At 64.9% G+C, this 24,993-nt stretch carries 23 protein-coding genes; 12 read left to right on the forward strand and 11 right to left on the reverse strand.

The genetic code is table 11. From position 1 onward, the window contains the following. Positions 1-445: 445 nt before the first annotated feature. From LGN10_RS14705 to LGN10_RS14720, 4 genes are all read right to left on the reverse strand, one after another. The gene (locus LGN10_RS14705; RefSeq protein ID WP_059581450.1) at positions 446-925 is read right to left on the reverse strand and encodes a DUF1348 family protein; all 480 of its coding nucleotides are present in this window, start codon (positions 923-925) and stop codon (positions 446-448) included. Between the two features lie 64 nt (positions 926-989). Next, positions 990-1,595, reverse strand: coding sequence for a TetR/AcrR family transcriptional regulator (locus LGN10_RS14710; protein ID WP_226224097.1), 606 nt, complete (start codon positions 1,593-1,595; stop codon positions 990-992). Positions 1,596-2,142: 547 nt separating this feature from the next. Continuing rightward, on the reverse strand, positions 2,143-3,171 hold the full coding sequence (tdh, locus tag LGN10_RS14715) for an L-threonine 3-dehydrogenase (protein WP_006480187.1): 1,029 nt from the start codon (positions 3,169-3,171) through the stop codon (positions 2,143-2,145). A gap of 13 nt (positions 3,172-3,184) precedes the next feature. Then, positions 3,185-4,384, reverse strand: coding sequence for a glycine C-acetyltransferase (locus LGN10_RS14720; RefSeq protein WP_104013287.1), 1,200 nt, complete (start codon positions 4,382-4,384; stop codon positions 3,185-3,187). A 158-nt stretch (positions 4,385-4,542) separates the two neighbouring features. On the opposite strand from LGN10_RS14720, the gene LGN10_RS14725 reads away from it, so the two are divergent. From LGN10_RS14725 to LGN10_RS14735, 3 genes are all read left to right on the forward strand, one after another. Then, positions 4,543-5,154 (forward strand): helix-turn-helix domain-containing protein, encoded by a 612-nt coding sequence (locus LGN10_RS14725; RefSeq protein ID WP_124860083.1) that lies wholly within the window; start codon positions 4,543-4,545, stop codon positions 5,152-5,154. 141 nt (positions 5,155-5,295) lie between these two features. Next, the gene (locus tag LGN10_RS14730) at positions 5,296-5,673 is read left to right on the forward strand and encodes a DUF2471 family protein (RefSeq protein ID WP_059581462.1); all 378 of its coding nucleotides are present in this window, start codon (positions 5,296-5,298) and stop codon (positions 5,671-5,673) included. Positions 5,674-5,775: 102 nt separating this feature from the next. Then, a complete protein-coding gene (locus LGN10_RS14735; RefSeq protein WP_060317664.1) occupies positions 5,776-6,795 on the forward strand; it encodes a tyrosine-type recombinase/integrase in 1,020 nt (339 codons plus the stop codon). Positions 6,796-6,931: 136 nt separating this feature from the next. Here LGN10_RS14735 and LGN10_RS14740 read toward each other — a convergent pair whose 3' ends face one another. Further along, the gene (locus tag LGN10_RS14740) at positions 6,932-8,113 is read right to left on the reverse strand and encodes a DNA-binding protein (RefSeq protein WP_226224099.1); all 1,182 of its coding nucleotides are present in this window, start codon (positions 8,111-8,113) and stop codon (positions 6,932-6,934) included. 1,822 nt (positions 8,114-9,935) lie between these two features. Here LGN10_RS14740 and LGN10_RS14745 point away from each other — a divergent pair. Then, positions 9,936-11,303, forward strand: a complete 1,368-nt coding sequence (locus LGN10_RS14745; protein ID WP_059581471.1) for a replication initiation protein — start codon at positions 9,936-9,938, stop codon at positions 11,301-11,303. Positions 11,304-11,395: 92 nt separating this feature from the next. Here the strand turns inward: LGN10_RS14745 and LGN10_RS14750 are convergent, their stop codons facing one another. Both LGN10_RS14750 and parA read right to left on the reverse strand, forming a co-directional pair. Further along, positions 11,396-12,457, reverse strand: coding sequence for a ParB/RepB/Spo0J family partition protein (locus LGN10_RS14750; protein WP_226224078.1), 1,062 nt, complete (start codon positions 12,455-12,457; stop codon positions 11,396-11,398). Between the two features lie 23 nt (positions 12,458-12,480). Then, the gene (gene parA, locus LGN10_RS14755; protein WP_059581476.1) at positions 12,481-13,143 is read right to left on the reverse strand and encodes a ParA family partition ATPase; all 663 of its coding nucleotides are present in this window, start codon (positions 13,141-13,143) and stop codon (positions 12,481-12,483) included. 1,118 nt (positions 13,144-14,261) lie between these two features. Here parA and arsC point away from each other — a divergent pair. Further along, positions 14,262-14,618: an arsenate reductase (glutaredoxin) gene (gene arsC, locus LGN10_RS14760; RefSeq protein WP_226224100.1), complete on the forward strand. Its 357-nt coding sequence runs from the start codon at positions 14,262-14,264 to the stop codon at positions 14,616-14,618. A gap of 153 nt (positions 14,619-14,771) precedes the next feature. On the opposite strand, the gene LGN10_RS14765 is transcribed toward arsC, so the two are convergent. Beyond that, positions 14,772-14,987, reverse strand: a complete 216-nt coding sequence (locus LGN10_RS14765; protein WP_081059312.1) for a zf-HC2 domain-containing protein — start codon at positions 14,985-14,987, stop codon at positions 14,772-14,774. Next, the gene (locus tag LGN10_RS14770) at positions 14,965-15,564 is read right to left on the reverse strand and encodes an RNA polymerase factor sigma-70 (RefSeq protein WP_059581479.1); all 600 of its coding nucleotides are present in this window, start codon (positions 15,562-15,564) and stop codon (positions 14,965-14,967) included. Before LGN10_RS14770 ends, LGN10_RS14765 begins: the two co-directional genes overlap by 23 nt. A 370-nt stretch (positions 15,565-15,934) precedes the next feature. On the opposite strand from LGN10_RS14770, the gene LGN10_RS14775 reads away from it, so the two are divergent. After that, complete coding sequence (locus LGN10_RS14775) at positions 15,935-16,489, forward strand: NADPH-dependent FMN reductase (RefSeq protein WP_059581481.1); 555 nt, start codon at positions 15,935-15,937, stop codon at positions 16,487-16,489. A 68-nt stretch (positions 16,490-16,557) separates the two neighbouring features. Here the strand turns inward: LGN10_RS14775 and LGN10_RS14780 are convergent, their stop codons facing one another. Beyond that, on the reverse strand, positions 16,558-18,807 hold the full coding sequence (locus LGN10_RS14780) for a hybrid sensor histidine kinase/response regulator (protein WP_059644560.1): 2,250 nt from the start codon (positions 18,805-18,807) through the stop codon (positions 16,558-16,560). 473 nt (positions 18,808-19,280) lie between these two features. Here LGN10_RS14780 and LGN10_RS14785 point away from each other — a divergent pair, with 473 nt between their 5' ends. From LGN10_RS14785 to LGN10_RS14795, 3 genes are read left to right on the forward strand one after another with little or no spacing between them, the layout of a single operon-like run. Further along, on the forward strand, positions 19,281-19,649 hold the full coding sequence (locus LGN10_RS14785) for a response regulator (RefSeq protein WP_011548759.1): 369 nt from the start codon (positions 19,281-19,283) through the stop codon (positions 19,647-19,649). After that, positions 19,642-20,268 carry a chemotaxis protein CheC gene (locus LGN10_RS14790; protein WP_059581485.1) on the forward strand — a complete coding sequence of 209 codons (627 nt, stop codon included), beginning with the start codon at positions 19,642-19,644 and terminating at the stop codon, positions 20,266-20,268. The genes LGN10_RS14785 and LGN10_RS14790 overlap by 8 nt, the downstream gene beginning before the upstream one ends. Next, the gene (locus LGN10_RS14795) at positions 20,265-21,179 is read left to right on the forward strand and encodes a GGDEF domain-containing protein (protein ID WP_226224079.1); all 915 of its coding nucleotides are present in this window, start codon (positions 20,265-20,267) and stop codon (positions 21,177-21,179) included. Before LGN10_RS14790 ends, LGN10_RS14795 begins: the two co-directional genes overlap by 4 nt. 15 nt (positions 21,180-21,194) lie before the next feature. Here the strand turns inward: LGN10_RS14795 and LGN10_RS14800 are convergent, their stop codons facing one another. Further along, the gene (locus tag LGN10_RS14800; protein ID WP_059581492.1) at positions 21,195-22,079 is read right to left on the reverse strand and encodes an alpha/beta fold hydrolase; all 885 of its coding nucleotides are present in this window, start codon (positions 22,077-22,079) and stop codon (positions 21,195-21,197) included. 205 nt (positions 22,080-22,284) lie between these two features. Here LGN10_RS14800 and LGN10_RS14805 point away from each other — a divergent pair, with 205 nt between their 5' ends. The 3 genes from LGN10_RS14805 (at position 22,285) to hpnE (ending at position 24,991) form a co-directional block, all read left to right on the forward strand. Further along, positions 22,285-22,617 (forward strand): hypothetical protein, encoded by a 333-nt coding sequence (locus LGN10_RS14805; RefSeq protein WP_059581495.1) that lies wholly within the window; start codon positions 22,285-22,287, stop codon positions 22,615-22,617. A gap of 258 nt (positions 22,618-22,875) precedes the next feature. Then, complete coding sequence (gene hpnD / locus LGN10_RS14810; protein WP_226224080.1) at positions 22,876-23,724, forward strand: presqualene diphosphate synthase HpnD; 849 nt, start codon at positions 22,876-22,878, stop codon at positions 23,722-23,724. A 13-nt stretch (positions 23,725-23,737) separates the two neighbouring features. Then, positions 23,738-24,991, forward strand: a complete 1,254-nt coding sequence (gene hpnE / locus LGN10_RS14815) for a hydroxysqualene dehydroxylase HpnE (RefSeq protein WP_226224081.1) — start codon at positions 23,738-23,740, stop codon at positions 24,989-24,991. The last annotated feature ends 2 nt before the right edge of the window (positions 24,992-24,993 follow it).

The raw sequence follows: 24,993 nt of genomic DNA on the forward strand, positions 1-24,993 counted from the left end.
GCCGGGCGGCGTCGCGTGAATCCGGCTGCGGTGAGCGACACGCGATACGGTTGCGCACTTGTGCGGACTCCGTCGATGCGTCGGCAGTCAAATCGAGCGGTGAGCAACGACGCATCGCAACGCGCACTGCTTGCACAGTTTGTCGTTGAAAATCGAAGTCGATCCGACCGGTGAGTTGCACGCCGCACTCGCACACACCGATCATCAACACACGATCGCATCGACGCGATCGGTGAGATGCCTCACGCGGTGAAGCACACCGCTGCACGTCGCCACATACGCCGCCTCACCGGGCGCAACGCCGCGTCGACCTGTTCGAAGCACACAGCTCGACGCGACATTTCACCTCGTCCCGAAAAATCTCACCTTCAGCGGACGGCTCCCGAATTTCCTCACCATTGAACCCCGGTGATGCGTTCGCCGGTCCGTTGAACGCGTGCTCGCATCACAGCCCGAGGTCGGACAACCCCGGATGATCGTCGGGGCGACGGCCGAGCGGCCAGTGATAAAGACGGTCCGCCTCGCGAATCGGCAGATCGTTGATGCTCGCGTGACGATGCGCCATCAGGCCGTTTTCATCGAACTCCCAGTTCTCGTTGCCGTACGAACGGAACCAGTTGCCCGCATCGTCATGCCACTCGTACGCAAAGCGCACCGCGATGCGATTGCCGTCGAACGCCCACAGCTCCTTGATCAGCCGATAGTCGAGTTCGCGCGCCCACTTGCGCTGCAGCAGCCCGACGATCTCGTCGCGGCCCGTCACGAATTCCGCGCGATTGCGCCAGCGGCTTTGCGGCGTATAGGCCAGCGACACGCGTTGCGGGTCGCGCGTGTTCCATGCGTCCTCGGCGGCGCGCACTTTCTGGCGCGCCGTTTCGAGCGTGAAGGGCGGAACGGGCGGACGAACTTCGGGGGAAGCGGACATGGGTTGCTCCTGTTCAGGGTGACGGCCGCGAACGCACGCGGCCGGTTCGGATTCGCTGCGTCGGCTACCGCGATACGGTATCGAGCAGCAGTTCAGCCGTCGCGCGCGCATCGCGCGCGGCGTTTGCATCGCCACTGACGAGCGCCACGCCAATCGCGCCGTCGATCAACACGAGCCACTGACGCGCGATGCGTGCGAGCCCGCGGCGCTCGATGCCGGTTTCGTCGGCATAGGCGTCGAAGCGCTCGCGCACGAACGCCAGCAGGCGTGCCTTGTGCATACGGGCGACGACGCGCACGGGATCCTCGGCGTCGGGTATCTCGCCCGACGCATTCAGGAACGCGCAGCCGTGAAAGTCGGGCTGCCCGAACCAGTCGCGCAGCACGTCGAACATGCCGAGCAGTTGCGCGCGCGGCGTCTTGCCCCGCGCCAGCGTGGCGTCGACGAACCAGCGCATCCAGCGCTCGTCGCGACGTTCGAGCGCGGCGACCACCAGCGCCTCTTTCGATTCGAAATGCGAATAAAAGCTTTTTCGCGCCGCGCCGGATCGCTTGACGATCGCATCGACACCGGTTGCGTGGATGCCGCCCAAATAGATCAGCGCTTCGGCCGCGTCCAGCAGCCGATCGCGAACGCCCGGTTCGCCGGAGGAGTCGAGAAGTGGATTCATGGGTTTACGGTAGAACGATCGTTCTACCTTGTCAATATCCGGATGAAAAAGCCCTGTCGGCGGGAGGGCTGAATCGTGCCCGAAGCGCTGGCTCGTCGGGGTGAGCCTTCCGTTCGAGCCGTGCGGATGGGAAGGTGAACGAATCAGGTAGGGGTCGGCGCACCGATCGATGTCGATAACGCCTCGTATCAGTGAGTCGCAACGCAGCGTGCGGCTCACGGTGGACGTGCCGGGTCGGTACGATCTCGCATACGGTCGCGAGCGAACCCTCGCACGCCAGGCGAAGCGGGGAAGCGCGTGGAAGAGGAGAAACGGGCGCCGAATGCTATGGCGGGGAGAAGCGAAGCAGTTGCCAACAGGTGACGCGAGCCTGCTATTGCGCATCACCTATGCGCGATCGTGTGATGATTCGGCGCACGAACACGGCTCCCGAAAAATCTCACCTCAAGCGTTCAATCGTGCGTCCGCGGCGCGACGGTGCGTGTGTGCAAACGAAAACGGGGCAGCCGGCAAACGTGCCGCGCCGCCCCGTCTCTCGACACCCGACTCAGACCGTCCAGTCGAGAATCACCTTGCCGCTTTCGCCGGACAGCATCGCGGCGAAGCCTTGCTCGTAATCGTCGGCCGCGAAGCGATGCGTGATGATCGGCGACAGGTCGAGGCCGCTCTGCAGCATCGCGACCATCTTGTACCAGGTCTCGAACATCTCGCGGCCGTAGATGCCCTTGATCTCGAGCCCCTTGAAGATCACCTGGTTCCAGTCGATCGCCGTCTGCGCGGGCGGGATGCCGAGCAGCGCGACCTTGCCGCCGTGGTTCATCGCCTCGAGCAGGCTCGTGAACGCGCTCGGCACACCGGACATCTCGAGACCGACGTCGAAGCCTTCGGTCATGTGCAGGTCGGCCATCACGTCGCGCAGCGACTCGCGCGCGACGTTGACCGCGCGCGTCGCGCCCATCTTGCGCGCGAGTTCCAGCCGATAGTCGTTGATGTCGGTGATGACGACGTTGCGCGCGCCGACGTGCTTCGCGATCGCGACGGCCATGATGCCGATCGGCCCCGCGCCGGTGATCAGCACGTCTTCGCCGACCAGGTTGAACGACAGCGCCGTGTGCGTCGCGTTGCCGAACGGATCAAAGATCGACGCGAGATCGTCGGAGATCTCCGGCGGAATCTTGAACGCGTTGAACGCCGGAATCGCCAGGTATTCGGCGAATGCGCCTTCGCGGTTCACGCCGACGCCCACCGTGTTGCGGCATAGATGCCGGCGCCCGGCGCGACAGTTGCGGCAGAAACCGCACGTGATGTGGCCTTCGCCGGACACGCGATCGCCGATCGCGAAGCCGCGCACTTCCTGCCCCATCTCGACGATCTCGCCGACGTATTCGTGGCCGACGTGCATCGGCACCGGAATCGTCTTCTGCGCCCAGTCGTCCCACTTCCAGATATGGATGTCGGTGCCGCAGATCGCCGTGCGGCGGATCTTGATCAGCACGTCGTTGTGGCCGACTTCGGGACGCTTCACGCGCGTGAGCGTGAGGCCGGGGCCGCGTTCGAGCTTTGCCAGTGCTTTCATGGTCGCGCCTCCGTCAGATGATGCCGAGCGACTTGCCGACGCGCACGAACGCGGCGACCGTCCGGTCGATCTGCTCGGGCGTATGCGCGGCGCTCATCTGCGTGCGGATGCGCGCACGGCCGCGCGGCACGACGGGGAACGAGAAGCCGATCACGTAGACGCCTTCGCCGAGCAGCCTGTCGGCCATGTTCGTCGCGAGCTGCGCGTCGCCGAGCATCACCGGGATGATCGGATGCGTGCCGGGCACGAGCGTGAAGCCGGCTTCGGTCATCTGCTTGCGGAACCGCGCGCCGTTCTCGCGCACGCGCTCGCGCAGCTTCGCGCCTTCGTCGCTGCCGAGCAGTTCCAGCACCTTCAGCGACGCCGCGGCGATGCTCGGCGTGAGCGTGTTCGAGAACAGATACGGACGCGAGCGCTGGCGCAGCAGCTCGATCACCTCGCGACGCGCGGCGACATAGCCGCCCGACGCCCCGCCGAGCGCCTTGCCGAGCGTGCCCGTGATGATGTCGACGCGGCCTTCGACGCCGCAGTGCTCGGGCGTGCCGCGGCCATGCGTGCCGATGAAGCCCACCGCATGCGAATCGTCGACCATCACGAGCGCGCCGTATCGATCGGCGAGATCGCAGATGCCCTTCAGGTCGGCGATGATGCCGTCCATCGAGAACACGCCGTCGGTCGCGATCAGCTTATGGCGGGCGCCCGCGGCGTCGGCTTCCTTCAGCTTCGCCTCGAGGTCGGAAAGATCGTTGTTCTTGTAGCGAAAACGCTTCGCCTTGCAGAGGCGGATACCGTCGATGATGCTCGCGTGGTTCAGCTCGTCGCTGATCACCGCGTCGTTCTCGTCGAGCAGCGTCTCGAACAGCCCGCCATTCGCGTCGAAGCAGCTCGAATAGAGGATGCTGTCCTCGGTGCCGAGAAACGCGGCCAGCGCGCTTTCCAGTTGCTTGTGGACGGTTTGCGTGCCGCAGATGAAGCGCACCGATGCCATGCCGAAACCGTCCTGGTCGAGGCCGGCCTTCGCCGCGTCGACCAGGCGCGGATCGTTCGCCAGGCCCAGATAGTTGTTCGCGCAGAAATTGAGCACGCCGGCACCGCCGGCGAGCCGCACGGCTGCCGCCTGGGGACTCGCGATCTCGCGCTCGGTCTTGTAAAAACCGTCCGCGCGGATCTGGTCGAGCGTCCCGCGCACCTGGGCGAGAAAGGCATCACGCATCGCAAAGCTCCTGACAGGGTTTCGCATTCCGCAGCGCACCGCTCGTGGCGGCGCAACGGCCTGCTACTGTTATAGTCGGTCGTTCGGTTGACCGCATTTATCCGATATTCCGAACTAGAATTCGAAATATCGAACAACTCTAAGCGAACGGAATCCAAATGGCAAGTTCCCCCGGTTCACGGCGCACGCCTGCCGGCGCCGCCCCGCAACCGCCTGCCGCGACCCCGCCGCGCGTGGGCGAGCAGATCCAGCGGCTGCGCAACGAGCGCAAGCTGACGCTCGACGACCTCTCGCGCGCAGCCGGCGTATCGAAATCGATGCTCTCCGAGATCGAACGCGACAAGGCCAACCCGACGATCGCGGTCGCGTGGCGGCTGACGAACGCGCTCGGCATCACGCTCGATGAACTGTTCTCGCAGCCGAAGGCGCCCGAGACGATCCGCGTGGACGGCCCGCACGACATTCCGACGCTCGCCGGCCACGACGGCCGGTACCAGTTGCGCGTATGGGGCCCGATCGACCTCGCCGGCAAGTTCGAGTGGTACGAGCTGACGCTGCCAAGCGGCGGCGCACTGGTATCGAACGCGCACGAACCCGGCACGCGCGAGCACCTCACCGTGCTGCAGGGCGCGATGGAAATCGAGGCCGCCGCGGCCAGCCGACGCCTGAAGACGGGCGACACCGCGCGCTACCCGGCCGACGAGCCGCATGCGATCCGCAACCCCGGCAAGACCGAAGCGCGGGCCTTGTTGATCGTGATCCATCGCTGACGGCGCGTATAGTCGGCCAAAAGGCAGATCGCAGGCCAGTTGCGGAAAACACTGTATGTTTGTACAGTATACGGACATTCCGCCATGCATGGGCCGGAGCCGGCGCACCGAGGCGCCCGCCCCGGTCGACAGGAGCCTGCAATGACAGAAGAACAAGATTTGGCCGCGCTCAGCTTCAAGGCTGCCGCGCACGACCTCGAACTGATCGTTCGCCATATCGCCGCGCGCTACATCCGTCAGCGCGTACCGCTGACATGGCGCCTGCTGCACGCGATCGAAGCCGAAGCGCTCGCCGATCTCGGCTTTGCGAGCCGGCACGACGCCGGCATGCGGCAACTGTTCGAACGACCGTCCGACATGACGTTTCCCGAAACCGACGATCCGATCGACTTCGGGCGCTCGAACGCGCTGCCCGCGGTCTTTTCATTCGCCGTTCTCGCGTACGAAGCCGCAGCAACCACGCACGACACCGCGCGGCCCGTGCGCGCTCACCGCCCGTCCAAGGCGTGGGGCGACTGATGGCCGAGCCCCGGCCGCGATGCATGGCGGCCGGTTCACCCGCGTGCTGCCCGATACGTTGCGAAAAGGGCTACGATATACGCAACTAACGGAATTAACACCATGTCCCTTCCCGCCTCTCCCGACACCGCCGCGCGTGTGGAAGAAAAGGATCTGTTCGACCGCGACGCATCCGACTGGGTCGTCTCTCCCGAAGCCGCGTTCGACGCGTGGCTCGCGATGCAGGACTATCGCCGCTCGTCGGCCGATGTCTATCGCGCGCAATGGGGCGCGTTTCTCGCGTGGATGCGTGCGCATCAAAAGAATCTGGCCACGGTCGATACGCCGACCATCGCGAACTTCGTCGGCGAGTTGCCGATCAAGAAGACACAGCGGATGCGCTATTTAAGGCTGATCGAGCGTGTGCTCGACCATATCCGCCGCACCGAATACGCATCGACCAATCCCGCCCGGTTCATTGCTCAGGATGGCGAAGCGAACTGGCGCAAGGCCCGCGACAACGAACCGACCGGCTTCCTCACGCCGGCGGAACGCGCGACGTTGCTCGCGTATCTGTTCTCGCCGATCGGCGTATCGGGCGCCGCGTACTGGAAGGAGCGTCGCGACCGCGCGCTCGTTGCCGCGTTTCTCGGCGCCGGCATCAAAACCGGGGAAGCGCGCGCGCTTACGATTAGTTGCATCAATACGAGCGGCACGTCGCTGCGGATCGAGTCAACGCATCCCGATTACGCGCGCGAAACCCATCTCGCCTCGTTCGCGATCGCATTGCTCGAAGCCTGGCTCACCGAACGCAAACGCCAGGAGATTCCGGGAGAACTCGTGTTCCCCGCGTCGCATGCCGGGCGGCCGATGCACAAGGCAACGATGCTGCGCGCGATCGACGCGATCGTCGAATCGGCCGGGCTCACGTCGTCACGCACCGCGCGCGCAAGCCCGCAAACATTGCGCAATACGTACGCGGCCGAACTGTTCGAGCACGACGTCCCGCCCGAGCGGGTCGGCAAATGGCTGGGCTTCATGCGGCCGATCTCGTCGAATCGCCTGCATCGCGCATGGAAAAACTGGCGCGACGGGCTGGCCGACGACAACGGTGACGCGTCCGACCGCGACGAAACTCACTGATCGGGAAACGGCTGCTCACGCAAAACGATCCGTGAGCAGCCTTGCGTGGCGCAGCCTCACCATTTCACAGCTCCCGAAAAACCTCACCTCAAGTCTCCCGGATATTCTCACCTGTGCGGTGTCGCCGGCTTCCGGGTCAAGTCTGCGCGAAACGCGCGGCGGCTTCGAAACGGGACGGCCATGGGCCCGAAGCGTGCTCGCATTCGGGGCACGCGACTTCAAAGCCGTCGTCACCGTGTGACAGTTCCGGCTCGCCGTCGCAATGCGGGCACCGGGCCGGCGCCGGAATCTCGTGATCCAGCGAGGTGCCGATCGCGGCATACGCGTTCGCATCGAGTTGTCCGGCATCGGCCAGGCGCCGGAGCAGCGCGGCGATTTCCGGATTCATCCCGCGGTTCGCGCGCAACGCGTTCGCGTCGCGCATCGCGCGGTCCAGTTCGTCGCTCTGGGTACGCAACTGTTCTTCGAGCCGGTCGGCGCGCGCCTTGGCCGAGCTCAATTGCTGCAGGAAATCGAACTCCTTGCGCTGAACGTCGCGCAACCCGCTCTGGTAGGTCGACGCCATGCTGCGCAACGCGTCCAGTTCGACCAGCATCGGCTTGACGCGGCGTTCGGCTTCGGCCACCGCATCCTTGATTTGCTGCGCATAGTGCTCGGTGCGCTGCTGCAATTCGGCTTGCAACGCATCGATGCGGTCGCGCAACGCGGCATTCTGGGCCTGTTCGGCATCGAGGCGGCCGGCAGCCGCGGCCAGTTCCTTTTCCAGTCGGGCGACTGTGGTGAGCAACGTTGCTTCGCTTGCCGAACCGTGCGTGGTCTGCGACGCAAGCTGGACCTCGAGCTCGGTCACCCGCGTCTGCAATTGCTCGTTTCTCGCTTCACCGCGCGCGAGCGCTTCTTCAAGCGTTTCCTGGCGGACGGTTGCGTCACGCAACCGCTGTTCGGCCGCGGCCACATCGGCGCGAACCTGCTCGCGGTCGCCGTCGAGGCTGTCGCGCGCCGCTTTCAACGCCTCTTCATAAAGTGCGCCCAGCAATGCGCCGGCCTTTTCCTCGACGGCCTTCGGGATCGCCGCGCCGTCGAGCCTGATCTTGGAGGCGGAACGGATGCGCTCCCAAAAGTGATCGATGTCTTTCGGGATGTCGCTGGCGCTGCCGGTCTGGGTGAGATCGCGCACGTTGGCGGCCGACGGCCGGATGCCGAGATCGAAAAACAGGCGCTTGCACGCATGCAGCGACAATTCCTGACGCCGTGCACCGCTTGCGCGCAGCGATTCCAGTTCTTCCCGAATGACTTGACGCATTTCGTCCAGGGTCATGACAACACTCGCAGGCAATGAAGTGTTGCAATCATAACGAAACACGTATTTCTTGATACTTATTTCGACGGTCCGTTGTGAATTTACGTCGTTTTGCACCGAAATCAGCGCTGCGAACGCGTTTGACCGAAGGTGGCCTCGGATTCCGTGAAACAAAGCGAAGAAAATCATCCAAGTCTTTGTTCGGCAAGCGTTTTTCAGCGAACCCCGAATTTTGGTATTTGTTTCACATGACATCGGATCCGATGGCCCGTGGGTGTTCAGGGGTCGGGGTATCTGTGGAAAACTCGTCAACCGATGTCTTGAGAGTATTAGAAGTAAACACCCTTGAACCCTTAGTTAAAAACGTTAACGCCACGGCACAGCCTTGTGGCACAAGGCTTTCCGGCCGATAAGGTGAAGTTTTACGGGAGCCAAGGTGATCTTCTGCGGGAGCTGACGTGATGGGGTTCGGGGAGCTGCGTGAGCCGTTGCAGGAAGGGTCGTGAGCGGATTCGGGATCACAGTAAAACACGAGTTTTCCCAAAGGTGAGGGTTTTCGGGGCCATACAGCCATGGAACCCGCACTGCGCCTGACCGCACAGTTTTCTGCCTGTGCAGACATAGGTGAGAATTTGCGGGACCTGTTTCGCGCCCCGATTCTGCCCATTTTTTGGGCAGATTGGATGAAAGGTGAGATTTCACGGGACCTCGCGGGAATTTGCTGTGAGGATTTCCGGGAAGCGGACGCCATTTTGCACAGCAAAAGTGCTCTCCGGTGCCTGTGATGCCCCAAAGGTGAGGTTTTTCGGGAGGGAAATCCGGGTCTTCCTGCCCCTTTGCGCGCAAGGTGAGCTTTTTCGGGGCATGGATCACAGGCTGTGGCTTGGCTGAAAGGTGAGATTTTCCGGGAGAGATATCTGCTCGAAAAATGGGCAAAGGTGAGGCTTTTCAGGACCAGGGACCGGTCGAATTCGCCGAAAAGCCCGCCAGGACTGGAAGAAATCTCGTTTTTGCTGTGCCACTTTTTGGCACAGGTGAGATTTTTCGGGGGCGGGCCTACGGTCGTCGTATGAAGGATTCCAGCTGAAAGGTGAGGCTTTCCGGGAGATCGCGACGATGCACAGCCAAATGCCTTCTGTGCATAAGTATCGGAAGAAATTGAAGTTTTTGATACCGGGCCGGTTACGGTGAGGTTTTTCGGGAGCCATTTCCGTGCCCGCCGCCGTGCCGCATTTGATTGGTAAGGTGAGCGTTTTCGGGAGTCGTTGGCGCTCGGTCCCGCGTCCGTCGGGCATTTATCGGTATCCGGACGAATCGACCTGCTGTGCTCGAGGTGAGTATTTTCGGGACCCGATACGATTTGCACGCTGTACAATGCGCGCCCGGGCCAGCCAATCACGCGTTGTTCGGGCCGCGCGTGCCGGTTTCCGCGGTGCTTTCCCCTATGTCGGAGCCGAATCGACTTCCTCGCGAGCCGTGCCTGTACATGCATACAGGCCGGTGTGCTTCAGTCGCGGACGGGCGGTGAGGTGCAGTCGCAAGCCTGTGTCGAACTCTCGGCTGCGCAGTCGCAAAATTACGACAAATCGAAAGGTGAGCCGATACGGGAGTCAATTCCGCACGTGTCGCGCACAGGGGAAATTCTGTGAATCGGCGCATGCCGCGGCACGTCTGGAAGAGTCCGGAACGCCGCCCTGGCCGACCGGTGAGCGTTTTCGGGAGGGGTTCGGGTGAGTGCCGTTTTGCCGGCGCGCTTCACCGGCTATGGTGAGCATGTCGTTCTGGACGCACATCACCGCAGGCGCTATCCTTCCGGGAAACTTCTCCTCCGACCCGACGTATGGCCACGACGAAGCGCGCCAAGAAAACCGATGTGGATGTGGTGAGTGCCAGTTCAGCCGAATTGCGAAAGGCCGTCGAGGCGATCGCCATTCAGCCGAAGAGCGGCAAGATCACGCTCCTCACTCGCAAGCTGTTCAATGTCCTGCTGGCCGTCGCGCAGCAGGCCGACGATTCGGGCGATACGTATCGCGCGCTGCTGTCGGACATCGTTGCCAACTCCGCTTTCGATTCGAACGACACCGCGTTGGTGAAGGAACACCTGCGTCGCATGGTGTCGGTGCAGGTCGAATGGAGCACAGGGACGTCGAGCCAGAAGCCGGGCCGCAAGTGGGGGATCTCCACGCTGATTGCCGATGCGGAAATTCTCGAGGATCCGACCACCCGCCGCGTATGGGTCGAATTCTCGTTCGCGCCGAAGATCAAGAAGAAGCTGCTCGACCCGGTCCAGTATGCGCGCCTGAGCCTGCAGTTCCAGAGCCAGCTACGCAGCAGCGCGGGGCTCGCGCTGTACGAGATCTGCGTGCGCTACCTGACGAACCCGAGCCATTTGACGATGCGCGAGCCGTGGGAATGGTGGCGGCCGATTCTGTCGGGCACGCCCGACACGGAAGCCGGCGACGAAGCGAAGCGCGAGTACAAGTACTTCAAGCGCGACTACCTGCGTCCCGCGATCGCGGAAGTCAATGCGGTCACCAACATCTTCGTCGAACTGATCGAGCACCGCGAAGGGCGTCGGGTGGCCGAGATCCAGTTTCGCGTGACCGAACGCAAGCAGCCGATGCTCGCGCTCGACGAACACCCGAACGTGTTCGACAGCACGCTGGTCGACCGGATGGTGAAACTCGGGATCCCGCTGAAGGAAGCACAAACACTCTATGCGGACAGCGAGGAAAACCGGATTCGCGCCGCATTGCAGATGACCGAGCAGCGGATGCGCAGCACGACGCTGCCGCCGGTGCGCAGCGCGCCGGCGCTGTTCAAGGACGCGCTGAAGAAGGGTTATGCGCCGCCGGTCGAGTCGGTCGACGCGCTGCCTGCCGGCACGCCGTCCGCGAAGGCTGCGGCTGCGCAGCCGGACGATCTGAAGGCTCGCCTGCTGAGCGAGTTCGCGGCGTTCCGCCGCAAGGAAGCGAAGGTGCTGTACGAGGAGCAGGGCGACGCGGAGCGCGAAGTGGCGCGTGAGTCGTTCGAATCCGAGGCATTGCCGACGATGGGCTCGCATCTGCGCGACGACTGGCGCAAGCGCGGCCTCGATTCCAAGCTGGCCGAGACGGCCTTTTTCGACTGGCTGGCCCAGAAGACCTGGGGCGAGCCGACGGACGGCGACCTGCTGTCGTTCACGCTGAACCAGTCGCGGGCCGCTTGAGGCCCGCTCAGGCCCGCTGACGGGCCGCCGCCGGTCCCATCCGTTGGTCGGGCGGGGCCGGCGCCCGTGTCAGGCTCTGCCGGCCGCTTCCATTACTCCGACAACAGCATCCGCTCGAGTTGCTCGAGGATTGCGTCGCGCTTGTCCTTCGGGAGGCCGCGCAGGCGCAGTTCGATGCGGTCTTCGCCATACGATTTCAGATCGCCGACAGACTTGCCGCCGAGCTTGATCTCGAGACGCTGCGCGTAGCGCTGACGGCCCGCGACCTTCGGCGTCTCCTGTGCCGCGACGCGGCCCTTGACGATGTCCGACACCTGGCGCGTGCTGAGGTCGTCCGACACGATCTTGTTGATCAGCCGCAGCGTCGCCTCGGTGCCGCGCGCGTTGTGATAGCGGCCGACCTGATACGCCATGTTCGATCCGAAGCGATCGGGGCGCGCGACCATTTCCTGCATGATCGCTTCCGGCAATTTGCCGATCGACAGCGCGACAGCCACCGTCGACTCGTCGAGGCCGAGATGCTCGGCGAGTTCTTTCTGGCTCTGGAAATGCTTGTCGTCGAGGAAGCGGCGCCACACGACGGCATTGTCGAACACCGTCTGCGAATCGCGCTGAACGTTGAGATCATAGCCGAGCTTGTAGCTCTGGATGCCGATCGGCACGTCGATCACGATCGCCTTGACCGACTCCTTGTTCGCTTCCTTCAGCGCCCGCACGCGGCGGCCACCATCGCTGACGAAATACGTGCCCGGGTTGTCGTAATCCGGAATCACGTGGATCGCTTGCTGCTGCCCTTGCTTCGCAAGGTTCACCGCGAGTTCGGCAATCGACGATTTCAGATAGAAGTGCCGCGGGTTGAACGGGCTATGTTTGATCGCCTTCAGCGGCAACTCGATCACCTGCCCGGGGGCATAGCGATTCTCGAGACGCCACGCGCGATATTGCTGCGATTCGTCGATCGACGGGTCGATCGTGAATTCCGGAGCAGGCGGCGGTGCGATGTCCTTCTTCGCGGATTTGGTCGACGCCGGGGGCGGCGTCTCGGACTTGACGATGCCGTCGATCGCATTGAGCCGATCGAGCGCCGTGCGCTTCTCGCTCGTCGTGATATCCGGGCGCGCTTGGAATCCTTTGGCAAATTGGGAGGGTTTCATGTGACTCCTTTGTGCGCATAAAGTCAGGGCAGCATGGCGACGATTTCGTCGGCACATGCGCGAATTTCGGAGGCGGCCAGCTTGCCGCCACGATCGTTCATTTGCAGCACGGTCTGACCGAGCGCCATCGCCTGCTTGTACGCTTCCCGAGTCGGGATCTGCGTCTTCAGCAACGGAAAGCCGAGTTCCTCGAGTGCACGCTTGAGCTCGCGGGTCAGCATGCGTTTCTCTTCGGTCTTGTTCAGCAGGAAGACCGCGCGGAGGTCTTCGTTCATCACCTGCGCTTGCTGAATCAGTTTGACCAGCCCGACGCTCGACCAGTAATCGGCCGGCGACGACGATGTCGGGATCACGGCAATCGATGCGGCCAGCAGGACGACACCCGAGACTTTCTCGGTGATCGACGGCGGGCAGTCCACGACGATGATGTCGTAATCGTTGATGAACTTCTTGATCTCGCGATGGATCTGGCCGTCGGCTTCGGCAAGATTGACGACCGGAAACGGGATGCCGTTTTCGCTGTCGCCGGATGCGCTCGACCAGTGAACCAGCGTGTTTTGACGGTCAGCATCGATGACGAGGACGCGCTTCCCTTTTTCATGGAACGCGGCGCCGAGATGCATGGCAATCGTGCTTTTGCCGACGCCACCTTTTTGTTGAGTGACTGCAATAATTTCCGCGGCCAATTTTCACTCCTGTTTTGGTCGTTGGAATTCTACAGGACGATATTTGAATTTCAATGAAATTGTCGGTCGACAACGACGCATTGGCCATTCGGACGATCGGTTTATGCGCATAAACGAAGTGGCGAAGATGGCGAGCTCGTTGGGGCGGTGTGTTGGAGGTGGCGAAGCTGAGATAGAGGGGGGATGGGCTGCGTGGGTGGGGGCTTCACGCGCTACATCGTCGGGCACCTGTTCGTCACTGGGATATCGCGGGTGCTCTGCCCTTTCCGGGGCGGATAGGGCTGTCGGCGAGCCGGGGAGTTTGTGCGCATAAACTCCGCAGTGGGCGAAGCGATGACTCGGCGAGGAGCGTGCCAGGCATCTGCGAGCGACCTGAGCGATCTGCGAGTTCCGAGGCGAATGCGCGACCCTGAGTCGCCTCCGTGAACGGGCATGCCTCAGGGTGACATTCTGTCGGCCCCGCAGCATTTATGCGCATAAACCCGACGCAACGATGACCCGCGATGAAGGGCCGCAGCCGGCACCTCGCCCGAATCAGGCGACCCATGATGTCGCGTCGGGACGGTCTGTCGCTTGCAGCGATCGCCCGGTGCCGTCTCGTGTCGGCATCGCCCACGGCCCGAGTCAAGCCGTGCGTCGCGCGACAATCGCCGGCCTTATGCGCATAAACCTGCCCGAGGCAGGCGGCCGATGATGTCGCGCTGGGGTGGCTTATCGATACAGCGATCGCCCTTTGCCGCCTTGTGTCGCATACGTCCACGCCCGGAGTCGCGCGTCGCCTCGGCCGAAAATCGCGGGCTTTATGCGCATAAACCACTCGACGCGCCGGGCAATCCCGCATCCCTTCCACCATCGGACAGCCTCTGCGACCATTGCTAGGCTAATCGCAGTCCGGGATCCCGCGAACCAGGTGTTCTAGCTTTATGCGCATAAACAACGGCTCTTTGAAGCGTTTTCGAACACCGGACACACGCTCTTCCATCACAGCGCGTCGCTAAACCAAACCGTCTCAGCCACTTGTCGAAAGGAACGCCACCCCGGTCTCGGCTGAACCACGCCAGCAAGCCGCTCAATGCAGAGTGGCTACAATACAGGGCTCCCCCACCCAGGCTTGAATGATGATCACGATCTACCACAACCCCCGATGCTCGAAGTCCCGCGAGACGCTTGCGTTGGTCGAGTCGCTGAATACCGCCGGCACGCCGTTGACCGTCGTCGAGTACCTGAAGACGCCGCCGACCGTCGAGGAACTGGAAACGCTGCATCAACAGCTCGGCCGGCCGGTCCGCGACATGCTGCGCGACGGCGAGGAGCCGTACAGGACGCTGAATCTTGCCCGCGCGGATCTGACCGACGCCGAAGCCTACGCGGCGATCGTCGCTCATCCGATCCTGCTGCAGCGCCCCATCGTCGTGTATCGCGGCAAGGCGGCTATCGGTCGACCGCCCGAGTCCGTGAAGGCGTTGTTCGAATAGTTCTTGTCCGGCGTATTTTTCTTATTGCATCGATGCGGCCCAGCCCGGCCCGGCACGCGCAACGGCATCCAGGCCGATGCAACCTCCAGGCCGCCCGCCAGCCGTCACCGGAACGATACGCCGACATCGCGGCGCCTCGGGCGTGAACACGCCCTAGCCGCCACCGGACGGCCCGTCATCATCATCCGGCTCCCGCCCCGCGGCCGCTTTCGCGGCCGTCCGCAACAGCGCGATCTGCCCGCGATAGGCGCGGCATCCGCTGCAGGTCGGCAGATGCACACGCACCTGCAGGCGCTCGTGCAGTGTCAGAGGCCGGTCGAGCGCATCCGACAGCAGTCGTGTCACGTCAGTACATTTCCCCGGCAGCATCTTCGGTCGTCAGTCCTTTTTCGCTCAGGCAGGTTCGCAGGCGCGTGCGTGCCCGGTACAGCAGCACGCTGCAATGATTCGTCGTCAGCGTCAATTCGCTGCAGATGTCCGGAATCTCGACGTCGAGAAATTCGCGCATCATGAACACGCGTCCGATCTGCTCCGGCAGATGGTCGAGGCACACCTGGAACAGCATCCAGAACTGCTGTTGCTGCAACAGCGTCTCGGGTTTCGGCCACGGTCGCGGTTTCGCATGCGCGGCCCAGTGCCCGTTGTCCTTGAACAGTTCGCGATCGAGCACGGATTCGCCGTCGAGCTCCGCATCGAGCGCGGTCAGGCTCACCATCCGCTGCCGCGCGCGCAGCACGTCGATCAGCTTGTTGCGCAGGATGGCGAACACCCACGTCTTGTGGGCCGATAGCCCCGCGAACTCGCCGGCATGCGACCACGCGGCGGCCAGCGCCTCCTGCACGGCGTCTTCGGCCGCGTCGGCATCGCGAAGCTGGAGTCGTGCGAAGCGCAGCAGATCGTGCCGCAGTTGTGCGAGATAGGCGGGGTCGTCGTATGCGGACGGCATGTGTGGGTTGTCGTGTTTCGAAGCGATCGCGCATGCGTCACGGAACGGGTGCATCGCGGTGCGAGTAGCTTACTGGTTGCGGTGCCGGCCTGCAACGCCATGTTCGGTCGCGATTTCATGAAGCCGGCCGCCGCGCTGCGCTATGCTTGCCGAACCTCTCGGCTCGCATGTCGAAGACGCCGCGCGGCGGGAAAACTGTAACGTCGGAACATAACGGTCGAGTTATCCACAATTTCTGTGGAAAACCTTGTGGAAAGTCGGCCGGACGGCCCCGTCGGACGGCTCGCGGGCTGGCTTGCCTATAAACAGACCTTTGTCGCCCATTCGGAAGCAATCGCTCCGATTCCTCACTTACCGGAAGGAGAATGCCATGTCCTATCGAATTGCGGTCGTCGTCGGCAGCCTGCGCAGCGCTTCGACGAACCGTGCGCTCGCGCACGCCGTGATCTCGCTCGCCCCCGCCGATTTTTCGTTCGAGTTCGTCGAGATCGGCGAGCTGCCGCTGTACAGCCAGGACTACGACGCGAATTTCCCGGAAGTCGCGAAGCGCTTCAAGCAGTCGATCGAAGCCGCCGACGCGTTGCTGTTCGTCACGCCCGAGTACAACCGGTCGATTCCGGGCGTGCTGAAGAATGCGCTCGACTGGGGCTCGCGCCCGTGGGGTTCCAATTCGTGGTCGGGCAAGCCGGGCGCGGTGCTCGGCACGTCGCCGGGCGCGACGGGCACCGCACTCGCGCAGCAGCACCTGCGCAACGTGCTCGCGTACCTCGACGTGAAGACGCTCGGTCAGCCCGAGATGTTCATCAAGCACGATCCGGCGCGCATCGACGACCAGGGGCAGATCGTCAGCGAGGACACGCGCAAGTTCCTGCAGGGCTTCGTCGACCGCTACGCGGGCTGGGTGCGCCTGCTGAAATCGGCGTGATGTCGTTGGCCTGATCGCCGCCGCGCCCGTTCACGCAGTCGCGCCGGCGCCGGCCCGCACGCGGCCGGTCACGCGCCGGCGTGTCGTGCGTCGCGCGCTTCGCGGATGCCCAGCAGGATCTCGTCGAGCAGCGCGATATCGAACGGCTTCGACAGCACGCGGACGTTGACGGTGCGTGTGCGGTCGAGCTCCTCCGCATAGCCCGTGACGAGAATCACGGGCAGCTTCCCCGGCCGCTTCTCGACCGCTTCGGCCAGGTCGATGCCGTTCATGCGGCCCGGCATGTGGATGTCCGAAATCACGAGGTCGAACGCGTCGTTCGCCGCGGCGCCCTCGATCAGGCGCAACGCGTCGTCGGCGGTGGGCGCATAGGTCACGCGATGGCCGAGCAGCGACAGCAGCGCTTCGGTGCCGGCCGCGACTTCGCCGTTGTCCTCGACGAGCAGCACGTGCAGGCCGGCGAGCGTGCCGTTCCCCGCATCGTGCGCGCCGGCCGCCGGCCGTGCGACGACGTCCTCGGCGCGCGCGCGCGGCAGGTACAGACGTACCGACGTACCGGCGCCGACCGCGCTGTCGATCGTCGCGAGGCCGCCCGAGCGTTCGCAGAACGCGAATACCTGCGGCAGGCCGAGCCCCGTCCCCATTCCCTGCGCCTTCGTCGTGAACAGCGGTTCGAATGCGCGGGCGAGCACGTCGGGCGCCATGCCCGAACCCGTGTCGTCCAGCGAGATCTGCACGAACTCGCCCGTCAGCGGGAAGCCGTCCTCGCGGCGCAGCGTGACGTTGCGCGCACCGACCGTGAAGCGTCCGCCGGTCGTCATCGCATCGCGCGCGTTGACCGCGAGGTTGATCACCGCGAGCTCGAGCTCCGCGACATCGACGCGAATCGGCCAGACGCCCGGCTCGATCGCGACGACCAGCGACGACTTCGACCCGAGCGATGTCTTCAGCAGTTCGCGGCACGTGCCGAGCCATTGCCCGATGTCGATCGTCTCGTTGTGCAGCGGCTGCTTGCGCGCGACGCCGAGCAGTTGGCGCGTGAGCGACTGCCCGTTCTTCAGCGCGCGTTCGATCGCGCCGAGCTCCTTGTCGAGATGCTGGACGCCGCGCCGCCGCGCGATCTGCACGTTGCTGGAGATGATCATCAGCAGGTTGTTGAAGTCGTGCGCGACGCTGCCGACGAGATTGCCGAGCGCCTGCATCTTGCGCGACTGACGGTACGCCGATTCGATCGAGCGCCGCATCGACGCTTCGGCCTGCCAGCGGTCCCACGCCTCCTCTTCCGCCTTCAGACGCTTGAGCGACAGCCAGATCACGGACCACAGCGCGACCGACGGCGCGAACATCGAGATGAACAGCACGCTCAGGTGTTCGTACCATTCATGCCAGATCGCCGACGTGCGGTATGCGCAGGTCACGAAGACCGGGTAGCTGCCGACCTGGCGATACGCGACGATCTCGCTGCTCGCACCGTCGTGGCGCACGCGCACGACGCCCGCGCGCGGATCGTTGTGCGCATTGCCGAACGTGACCGAGCGATCGGTGTGCGCGAGCGACGGCGGCGGCGGATACGACGCGATCACCGCGCCGTCCGAGCGCGCGAGCGCCATCGTCATCGGCGTGCTCGCGCCGCCGAGCAGGTCGCGGTAGAACGCGTTGAAATACGACGACTTCAGTGCGATCGACACCATGCCGGCGAACGAACCGTCGCTATGGCGTCGCGCGACGCCCGTGTTGAATACGGGAATGTTCTCGAGCTTGAGCGGCCCCATCATCAGCCGCGAGATGTGTTCGATGACCTTGCCGTCGCGGATGCCGGCGAAGTCGTCGCGGTTCGCGATCGACGCGTACGGCGCCGGATAGTAGAGGCTGTTGGCGAGCAGCATTCCGCTCGCGCCGAAGATCGACACGGCGGCCACCTGCGGATAGCCGCCGCCGATCGTGTTCAGCGCTTCGTGGATGTCGGATTCCCTGCTGCGCACGGCTGCGTCGTCCATGTCCTGCACGAGGTCGACGATGCGCGCATCGAGCGTTTCGCTCAGGTCGAACACCTTGAGCGCATGCTCCTCGGCGACGCGCACGGTGCGCATCGTCACGTCGCTCGCTGCGGCCTCGCGCGCCTTCAGGTCGTTGTACGCCATCACCGCCACGTAGATGCACGGCAGCACGATCGCCGCGACGAGCAGCACGATCAGCGTCACGCGGCGTACCGCGAAATCGTGCTCGGGCGCGCCGGACGCGTAGCTGCCGTCGTCCTGCCAGTCATCGGCGGGAGCGGGGGCGGGAGCGCGGGAGTCGGCAGGCCGTTCGGACGTCATCGAGGAAAGCGGGTGAAGCGGAGGTGTCTGCCATCATAAACGAGTTGCGGCGGCCCGCCGCGCGGCGCCGTACGGGCGCAATCCTGTCGTATGTGACAGAGGTAAACCGTCAGATTGAAAACGCGACGAATCCGGCAGCGCAAACGTACACAAGGAAAAATTTTGCGTGCTTATCTCGAAAATGGTCGCGCCTGTTTTCGGAATGGCGCGCGATCGGATCGATTCTGTTCGAAATGGTGAATATGGCGAGTTGCATCGCCTCCGGTTTACTCCGAGAATCGCGCCTTACTTTCCCTATGACAGATACATGCGCCCGCCGGCGATTGCCGCGCGGTGCGTCGCGCGCACCTGCGTCGCGGCGCCCCGTGCGCGGCCGCAAGGCGGTTGCCCGCGCCCGAAACGCATGGCACCTAAAGAAGTGCGCCGCGCGGTCGTTAACGCGAGAGAGACCATTCCGTATACCGCATCGCCCCATGCCTTTGCCGATTGTAATTGCCGACGATTCGCTGCTCGCTCGCAAACTGCTGACAAAGGCGCTGCCGGGGGATTGGGACGTTGACGTCGCGTATGCAGCGAATGGTCGCGAGGCCTTGGCGCTCTATCGTGACGGCAAAGCTTCCGTGATGTTTCTGGACCTGACGATGCCCGACATGAGCGGATATCAGGTCCTGGAAACACTGCGCCACGAAGATCTGAACACGTTCGTGATCGTGGTATCCGCCGATATCCAGCCGCAGGCGCAAGCACGCGTGCGTGAATTGGGCGCGATCGCATTCGTTGCCAAGCCCGTGACGTCGGAGGCATTGCTGCCCATTCTCAAGGAGTATGGGTTGTATGCCTGAATCGGTGTTCACGGCGGAGCAACGCGACGCGTTGCAGGAGATCGCCAACCTTGCAATGGGCCGCGCCGCCGCGCGGCTGGCGTTGCTGCTCGGACATTTCATCGAGCTGTCGGTGCCGCGCGTGCGCGTCGTGAAAGCGGCCGACGCGAGCGACGCGCTGCGCGAGATGACAGGCATTCACGACAACGTGACCGCCGTGCGCCAGGGCTTCCGTTCCGACATCAAGGGCGAGGCGATCGTGCTGTGCCGCACGGCGGGTGTCGCGCGGCTCATGTCGGTCGTCGACCGCACGTTCGGCGACGGCGTGTACGGCGGGATGGCGACGCCGGACGAGCTCGTGTTCGACGTCGCGAACGTGCTGATGGGCGCCTGCGTCGCGTCGATCCTCGACGAACTCGGCCGCAAGCCCGTGTTCTTTCCGCCGGGGCTGCTCGGCGCGAACGTGTCGTTCGACGACGTCTTCCAGCCGAACGAACTGGGGTGGAGCGTCGCGCTGCTGCTCGAGGTGAACTTCGGGCTCGAGGACCACACGTTCCGCGCGCATTTCGTGATGCTGATGGCCGAGGATTCGATTCGGCTGATGGGCGACGCGCTCGACGCGTTGCTGTCCGCGCTATGACGGCCGCCGCCCCGTCGCTGAGCGACCTCGTGATCGAGCGGGTCGGCTTCGGCCTGTTCGTGCTCGACCGTTCGATGACCGTCCTGATGTGGAATCGCTTCATGCAGGACCACAGCGGCATTCCCGCCGCCGACGTGATCGGCCGCAACCTGTTCGACCGCTTTCCGGATCTGCCGCGCGCATGGCTGTCGCGCAAGCTCGAGAGCGTGTTCCAGCTCGGCAGCTTCGCGTTCAGCTCGTGGGAGCAGCGGCCCTACCTGTTCCGCTTCGAGCACGACCGGCCGATCACGGGCGGCGTCGACTACATGCAGCAGGACTGCACGTTCATGCCGCTCACGCGCGGCCGTGACGTCGAGGCCGTATGCGTGACGATCTCGGACGTCACGCATGTGAGCGTGATGCAACGGGAGCGCGAGGAAGCGGTCGCGAAGCTGCGGGAACACGCGAATCTCGACGGGCTGACCGGCATCGCGAACCGGCGCTTTTTCGAGGTGCGGCTCGGTGACGAATTCGCGCGCTGGCAGCGCTACGGCGGCGACCTGTCGGTGCTGCTGTTCGACCTCGATCACTTCAAGACGATCAACGACCGCTTCGGGCATGCGGTGGGCGACGCCGTGCTGCGCGAGACGGCGCGCCGCGTCGCGTCGATCGTGCGCGCGCAGGATACGTTCGGCCGCTTCGGCGGCGAGGAATTCGCGCTGCTGCTGCCGTGCACGAATCTCGACGAGGCGATGCGGGTGGCCGACAAGGTGCGCGAGGCGATCGGCAGCGTGCCGGTCACGGCGAGCGTCGGCGGCGCGTGCGCGAAAGCCGGCGCGTCGACTTGCGACGTGCTCGTCAACGAGGCCGACGCCGCGCTCTATCGCGCGAAGCGGCTCGGGCGCGATCGGTCGGTCGCGTACGCCGACTGACCGCGCCCGCCCCGCTCAGCTTTTCGCGATGTCGGCGAGCACGCCGGCCAGCACGGCCGGCTGCGACACGAACGGCGAGTGGCTGCTGTCGAGCTGGTGCACGTGGGTCGGGTTGCCGGGCGCGAACGCGTCGGCTTCGTCGATGAAGCGCTGCTGCAGCGCGGGCAGGATCACGCGATCGGCGAGGCACTTGACGTAGTGACGGTCGATTGCGCCCCAGCGTGCGGCAGTCGTCGGGATCGCGGTCGCGAACGGCGCGGCCGGCACGTCGCAACTCATCAGGTTCGCGACCGCATCGAAGTCGGCCTGCGGCACGTCTTCGTACAGCGCGCGCTTCATCAATTCGCGATACGCGGCATCGCCGCTGTGCGGATCGATGCGCAGCGCGCCGGCCACGCGCGGGCTCGCGAGCATCAGCGGGCCGAGCAGCTCCCCGTTGTTTTCCGGGGCGCGCACGTAGTCGAGGCCCGGCACGCCCGACGCGGGCATGAAGGCCGCGAGATAGACGATCTTCGCGATCTTCTCCGGCGCGCGTTCGGCGGCCGCCGTGATCGCGAGGCCGCCCATGCTGTGCCCGACCAGCACGACCTTGCCGCGGCCGAGCGCGTACGCGTCGTCGACGGCCTGCATCACCTGCGTCGCGTAGTCGTCGAGCGTCGTGTTCGCGACCGGCGACGGCTCGGCGCCGAACGCGTCCTTGTCGAGCGGACGCGCGAGATACGACGCGGGAAAGCGTGCATGGATGCCGTGCGCGGGCAGGTCGCGCGCGATCGACAGATAGCCGCGCGCGGCGAGCGCGGCCGCCACGTGGGCATAGCACCACGCGCCATGCCATGCGCCGTGCACGAGCACGAAAACGGGATGATCGGACTGCGGGGTGGCGGTGTCGTTCGTCTCCATGGTGTCCGTGTTTTTTCGAGAAAGGTGTTCATCTTAGACGAAGCCGCGCGCCGCCCGGCATGAACGCCGGGCCCGAGCCGGCGCCGGTTCGCACCGGCCGTCGCGATACAGGCCATTTGTCTCGTACAGGCCACATTTCGTCCTGATCTGATTTGAATTTGCGCCGAAGCGCGCTAATTTGTCGGTTTGCCTGCGATTGCACCCCATGAACGTCGACTACCTCTTCTATCGGAAGCCGGACAAACCCGGCCCCTATTCGCTCGACGACCTGGGCGACATCGCGCCGCCGATCGGCCCAGGTGAACTGGTGCGCGCGGGCATCGCGCGCGTGTTCGAGCAGATCGACTGGCAAGAATCGCCCGACGTGCCCGGCGCGTGGTTCGGCACGGGCGGCGCGGTGTTCCAGTTCACCGCCGAGCCCGACGGGCGCGTGACGAGCTTCATGGGCTCGCGCCTCGAGCGCCGGTCGATGCTGCAGCTCACGCGTGAAATGGGGCTCATCGCGCTCGACCTGCAGCGCGACATCGTGTACGGCTGACGCGCCGCGCGGCATCCCTTCGCGAAGGCCGGCTGCACCGCCCTCGCGGCGGCGCTCGACACCCCGCCAGACCTGGCGCGTGTCCGCCATCGACCTTCAAAGATTGCTATACTTTCGGCCAATTCCGGCTTCCGGCCGGTAATTTGTGCCTGTCTGCGTCGATCGTTCGCATATCTCGCTCGCATTCGACGCCCTGACCATCCCAGCCGGGCATGGCTTCTTCAATCGCCCCGCGTGGGTGTCTCCGTGGAGCTCGTCTTGGCCGTTTCCCATTCCGTCGTGGACGAACAAGAAACCGACGCCGCTGCCGTCACATCGGGCAGTTCTTTCTATCTGGCGATGCGCATCCTGCCGGCCGCGCAGCGCGATGCGATGTTCCAGGTCTACGCGTTTTGCCGCGCGGTCGACGATATCGCCGACAGCGACCTGCCGCGCGCCGAGCGCAACGCGGGCCTCGATCGCTGGCGCGCGGACATCGACGCATGCTTCGCCGGCCGCCCGCCGCGCCACCTGGCCGCGCTCGATCGCGAGATCCGCGCGTTCAACCTGCAGCGCGCCGATTTCCACGCGATGATCGACGGGATGGCGATGGACGCGGTGGAAGACATCTGCGCGCCCGACGAGCCGACGCTCGACCTCTTCTGCGATCGCGTGGCGAGCGCGGCCGGCCGGCTGTCGGTGAGGATTTTCGGGATGCCGGAAGCCGAAGGGATCACGCTGTCGCACCACCTCGGCCGTGCGCTGCAACTGACGAACATCCTGCGCGACATCGACGACGACGCGGCGATCAACCGCTGCTACCTGCCGCGCGAACTGCTCGCGCGCGAAGGCATCGCGATCACCGATCCGGCGACGATCGTGCGCGATCCGGCGTTGCCGCGCGTGTGTGCAACGCTCGTCGAGCGCGCGCTCGAGCACTTCCGCCAGGCCGACGCGGTGATGGACACCTGTCCGCGTGCGCAGGTGAAGGCGCCGCGCATCATGTCGGGCGCGTATCGCTGCATTCTCGACGCCGCGATTTCACGCGGCTTTGCCGCGCCGCGCGCACCGCTGCGCAAGCCGAAGGCGCGCATGCTGATGATCGCCGCGCGCTACGCGCTGTTCTGAGTCGATCGACGCGATGCCCAGAACCGTCCACGTGATCGGCGCAGGACTCGCGGGCCTGTCGGCCGCGGTCGAGCTGCAACGTCGCGGGCGGCGCATCGTGCTGCACGACGCGCATGCGCACGCGGGCGGCCGCTGCCGCTCGTGGTTCGACGGGACGCTGAACACGACGCTCGACAGCGGGCTGCACACGGTTTTCGCGGGGCAGCCCGCGACGCAGCGCTACCTGCGCGCGATCGGCGCGGCCGATCAGCTCGCGGGGCCCGCGCTGGCGGAATTCCCGGTCATGGACATCGCGTCGCAGCAGCGCTGGACGCTACGCTTCGGCAACGGCCGTTGGCCGTCATGGCTGTTCGATGCCGCGTCGCGCGCGCCGGGCACGACGCCGCTCGACTACCTCGCGCTGGCTCCGCTCGCGTTCGCCCGCACGGGCCGCTCGCTTGCGCAGACGATGCGATGCGACGGCGTGCTGTGGGATCGCTGGCTGCGACCGTTTTTCCTCGGGGTGCTGAATATCGAGCCGCGCCACGCGAGCGCCGAGCTCGCGCGCGCCGCGCTGTGCGGCACGTTCGCCGCGGGCGGCCCCGGCTGCCGTCCGCTCGTCGCGCGCCGCGGGCTCGGCAGCGCGTTCGTCGAACCGGCGCTGCGGATGCTGCAGTACGGCGGCGCGCAGATCCGCCTGAATTCGCGGCTCGATGCGTTCGAATTCGGCGCGCACGGCAATGCGGTCGACGCGGTGTCGGTCGGCGGCGAGCGCATCGATCTCGCGCCGGGCGACGCGGTCGTGCTGGCCGTGCCGCCCGAGGTCGCGCAGCCGCTCGTGCCCGAACTCACCGCGCCCGACACGTTCAGCGCGGTCGTGACCGCGTATTTCGCGGTCGAATCGTCGGCCGGCAATCCGTTGCAGACGACCGTCGTCAACGGCGTCGTCGACGCGGTGCGTACCGGCGACGGCCAGCTCGTGGCGACGATCCGCGATGCGGGGCGCTGGCTCGACATGCCGCGCGACACGCTCGCGCGGCGCATCTGGGAAGACGTCGCGCGCGTGACCGGCGCGAACCCGCAAGCCATTCCCGCGTGGCAGCTCGTCGTCGAGCCGCGCGCGGGCTTTGCGGCGGTGCCGTCGCAGGAAATGAAACGTCCGGCCGTGCGTACGCGCTGGACCAATCTTGTACTCGCGGGCGACTGGATTGCCACCGGCTTGCCCGCCACGATCGAGGGCGCGATCCGTTCCGGCCAGCTGGCCGCGGACGTGCTCCAGACGCAATAAAC

This window comes from Burkholderia sp. AU32262, from assembly GCF_020419985.1.
In the GTDB taxonomy this organism is placed as follows: domain Bacteria; phylum Pseudomonadota; class Gammaproteobacteria; order Burkholderiales; family Burkholderiaceae; genus Burkholderia; species Burkholderia semiarida.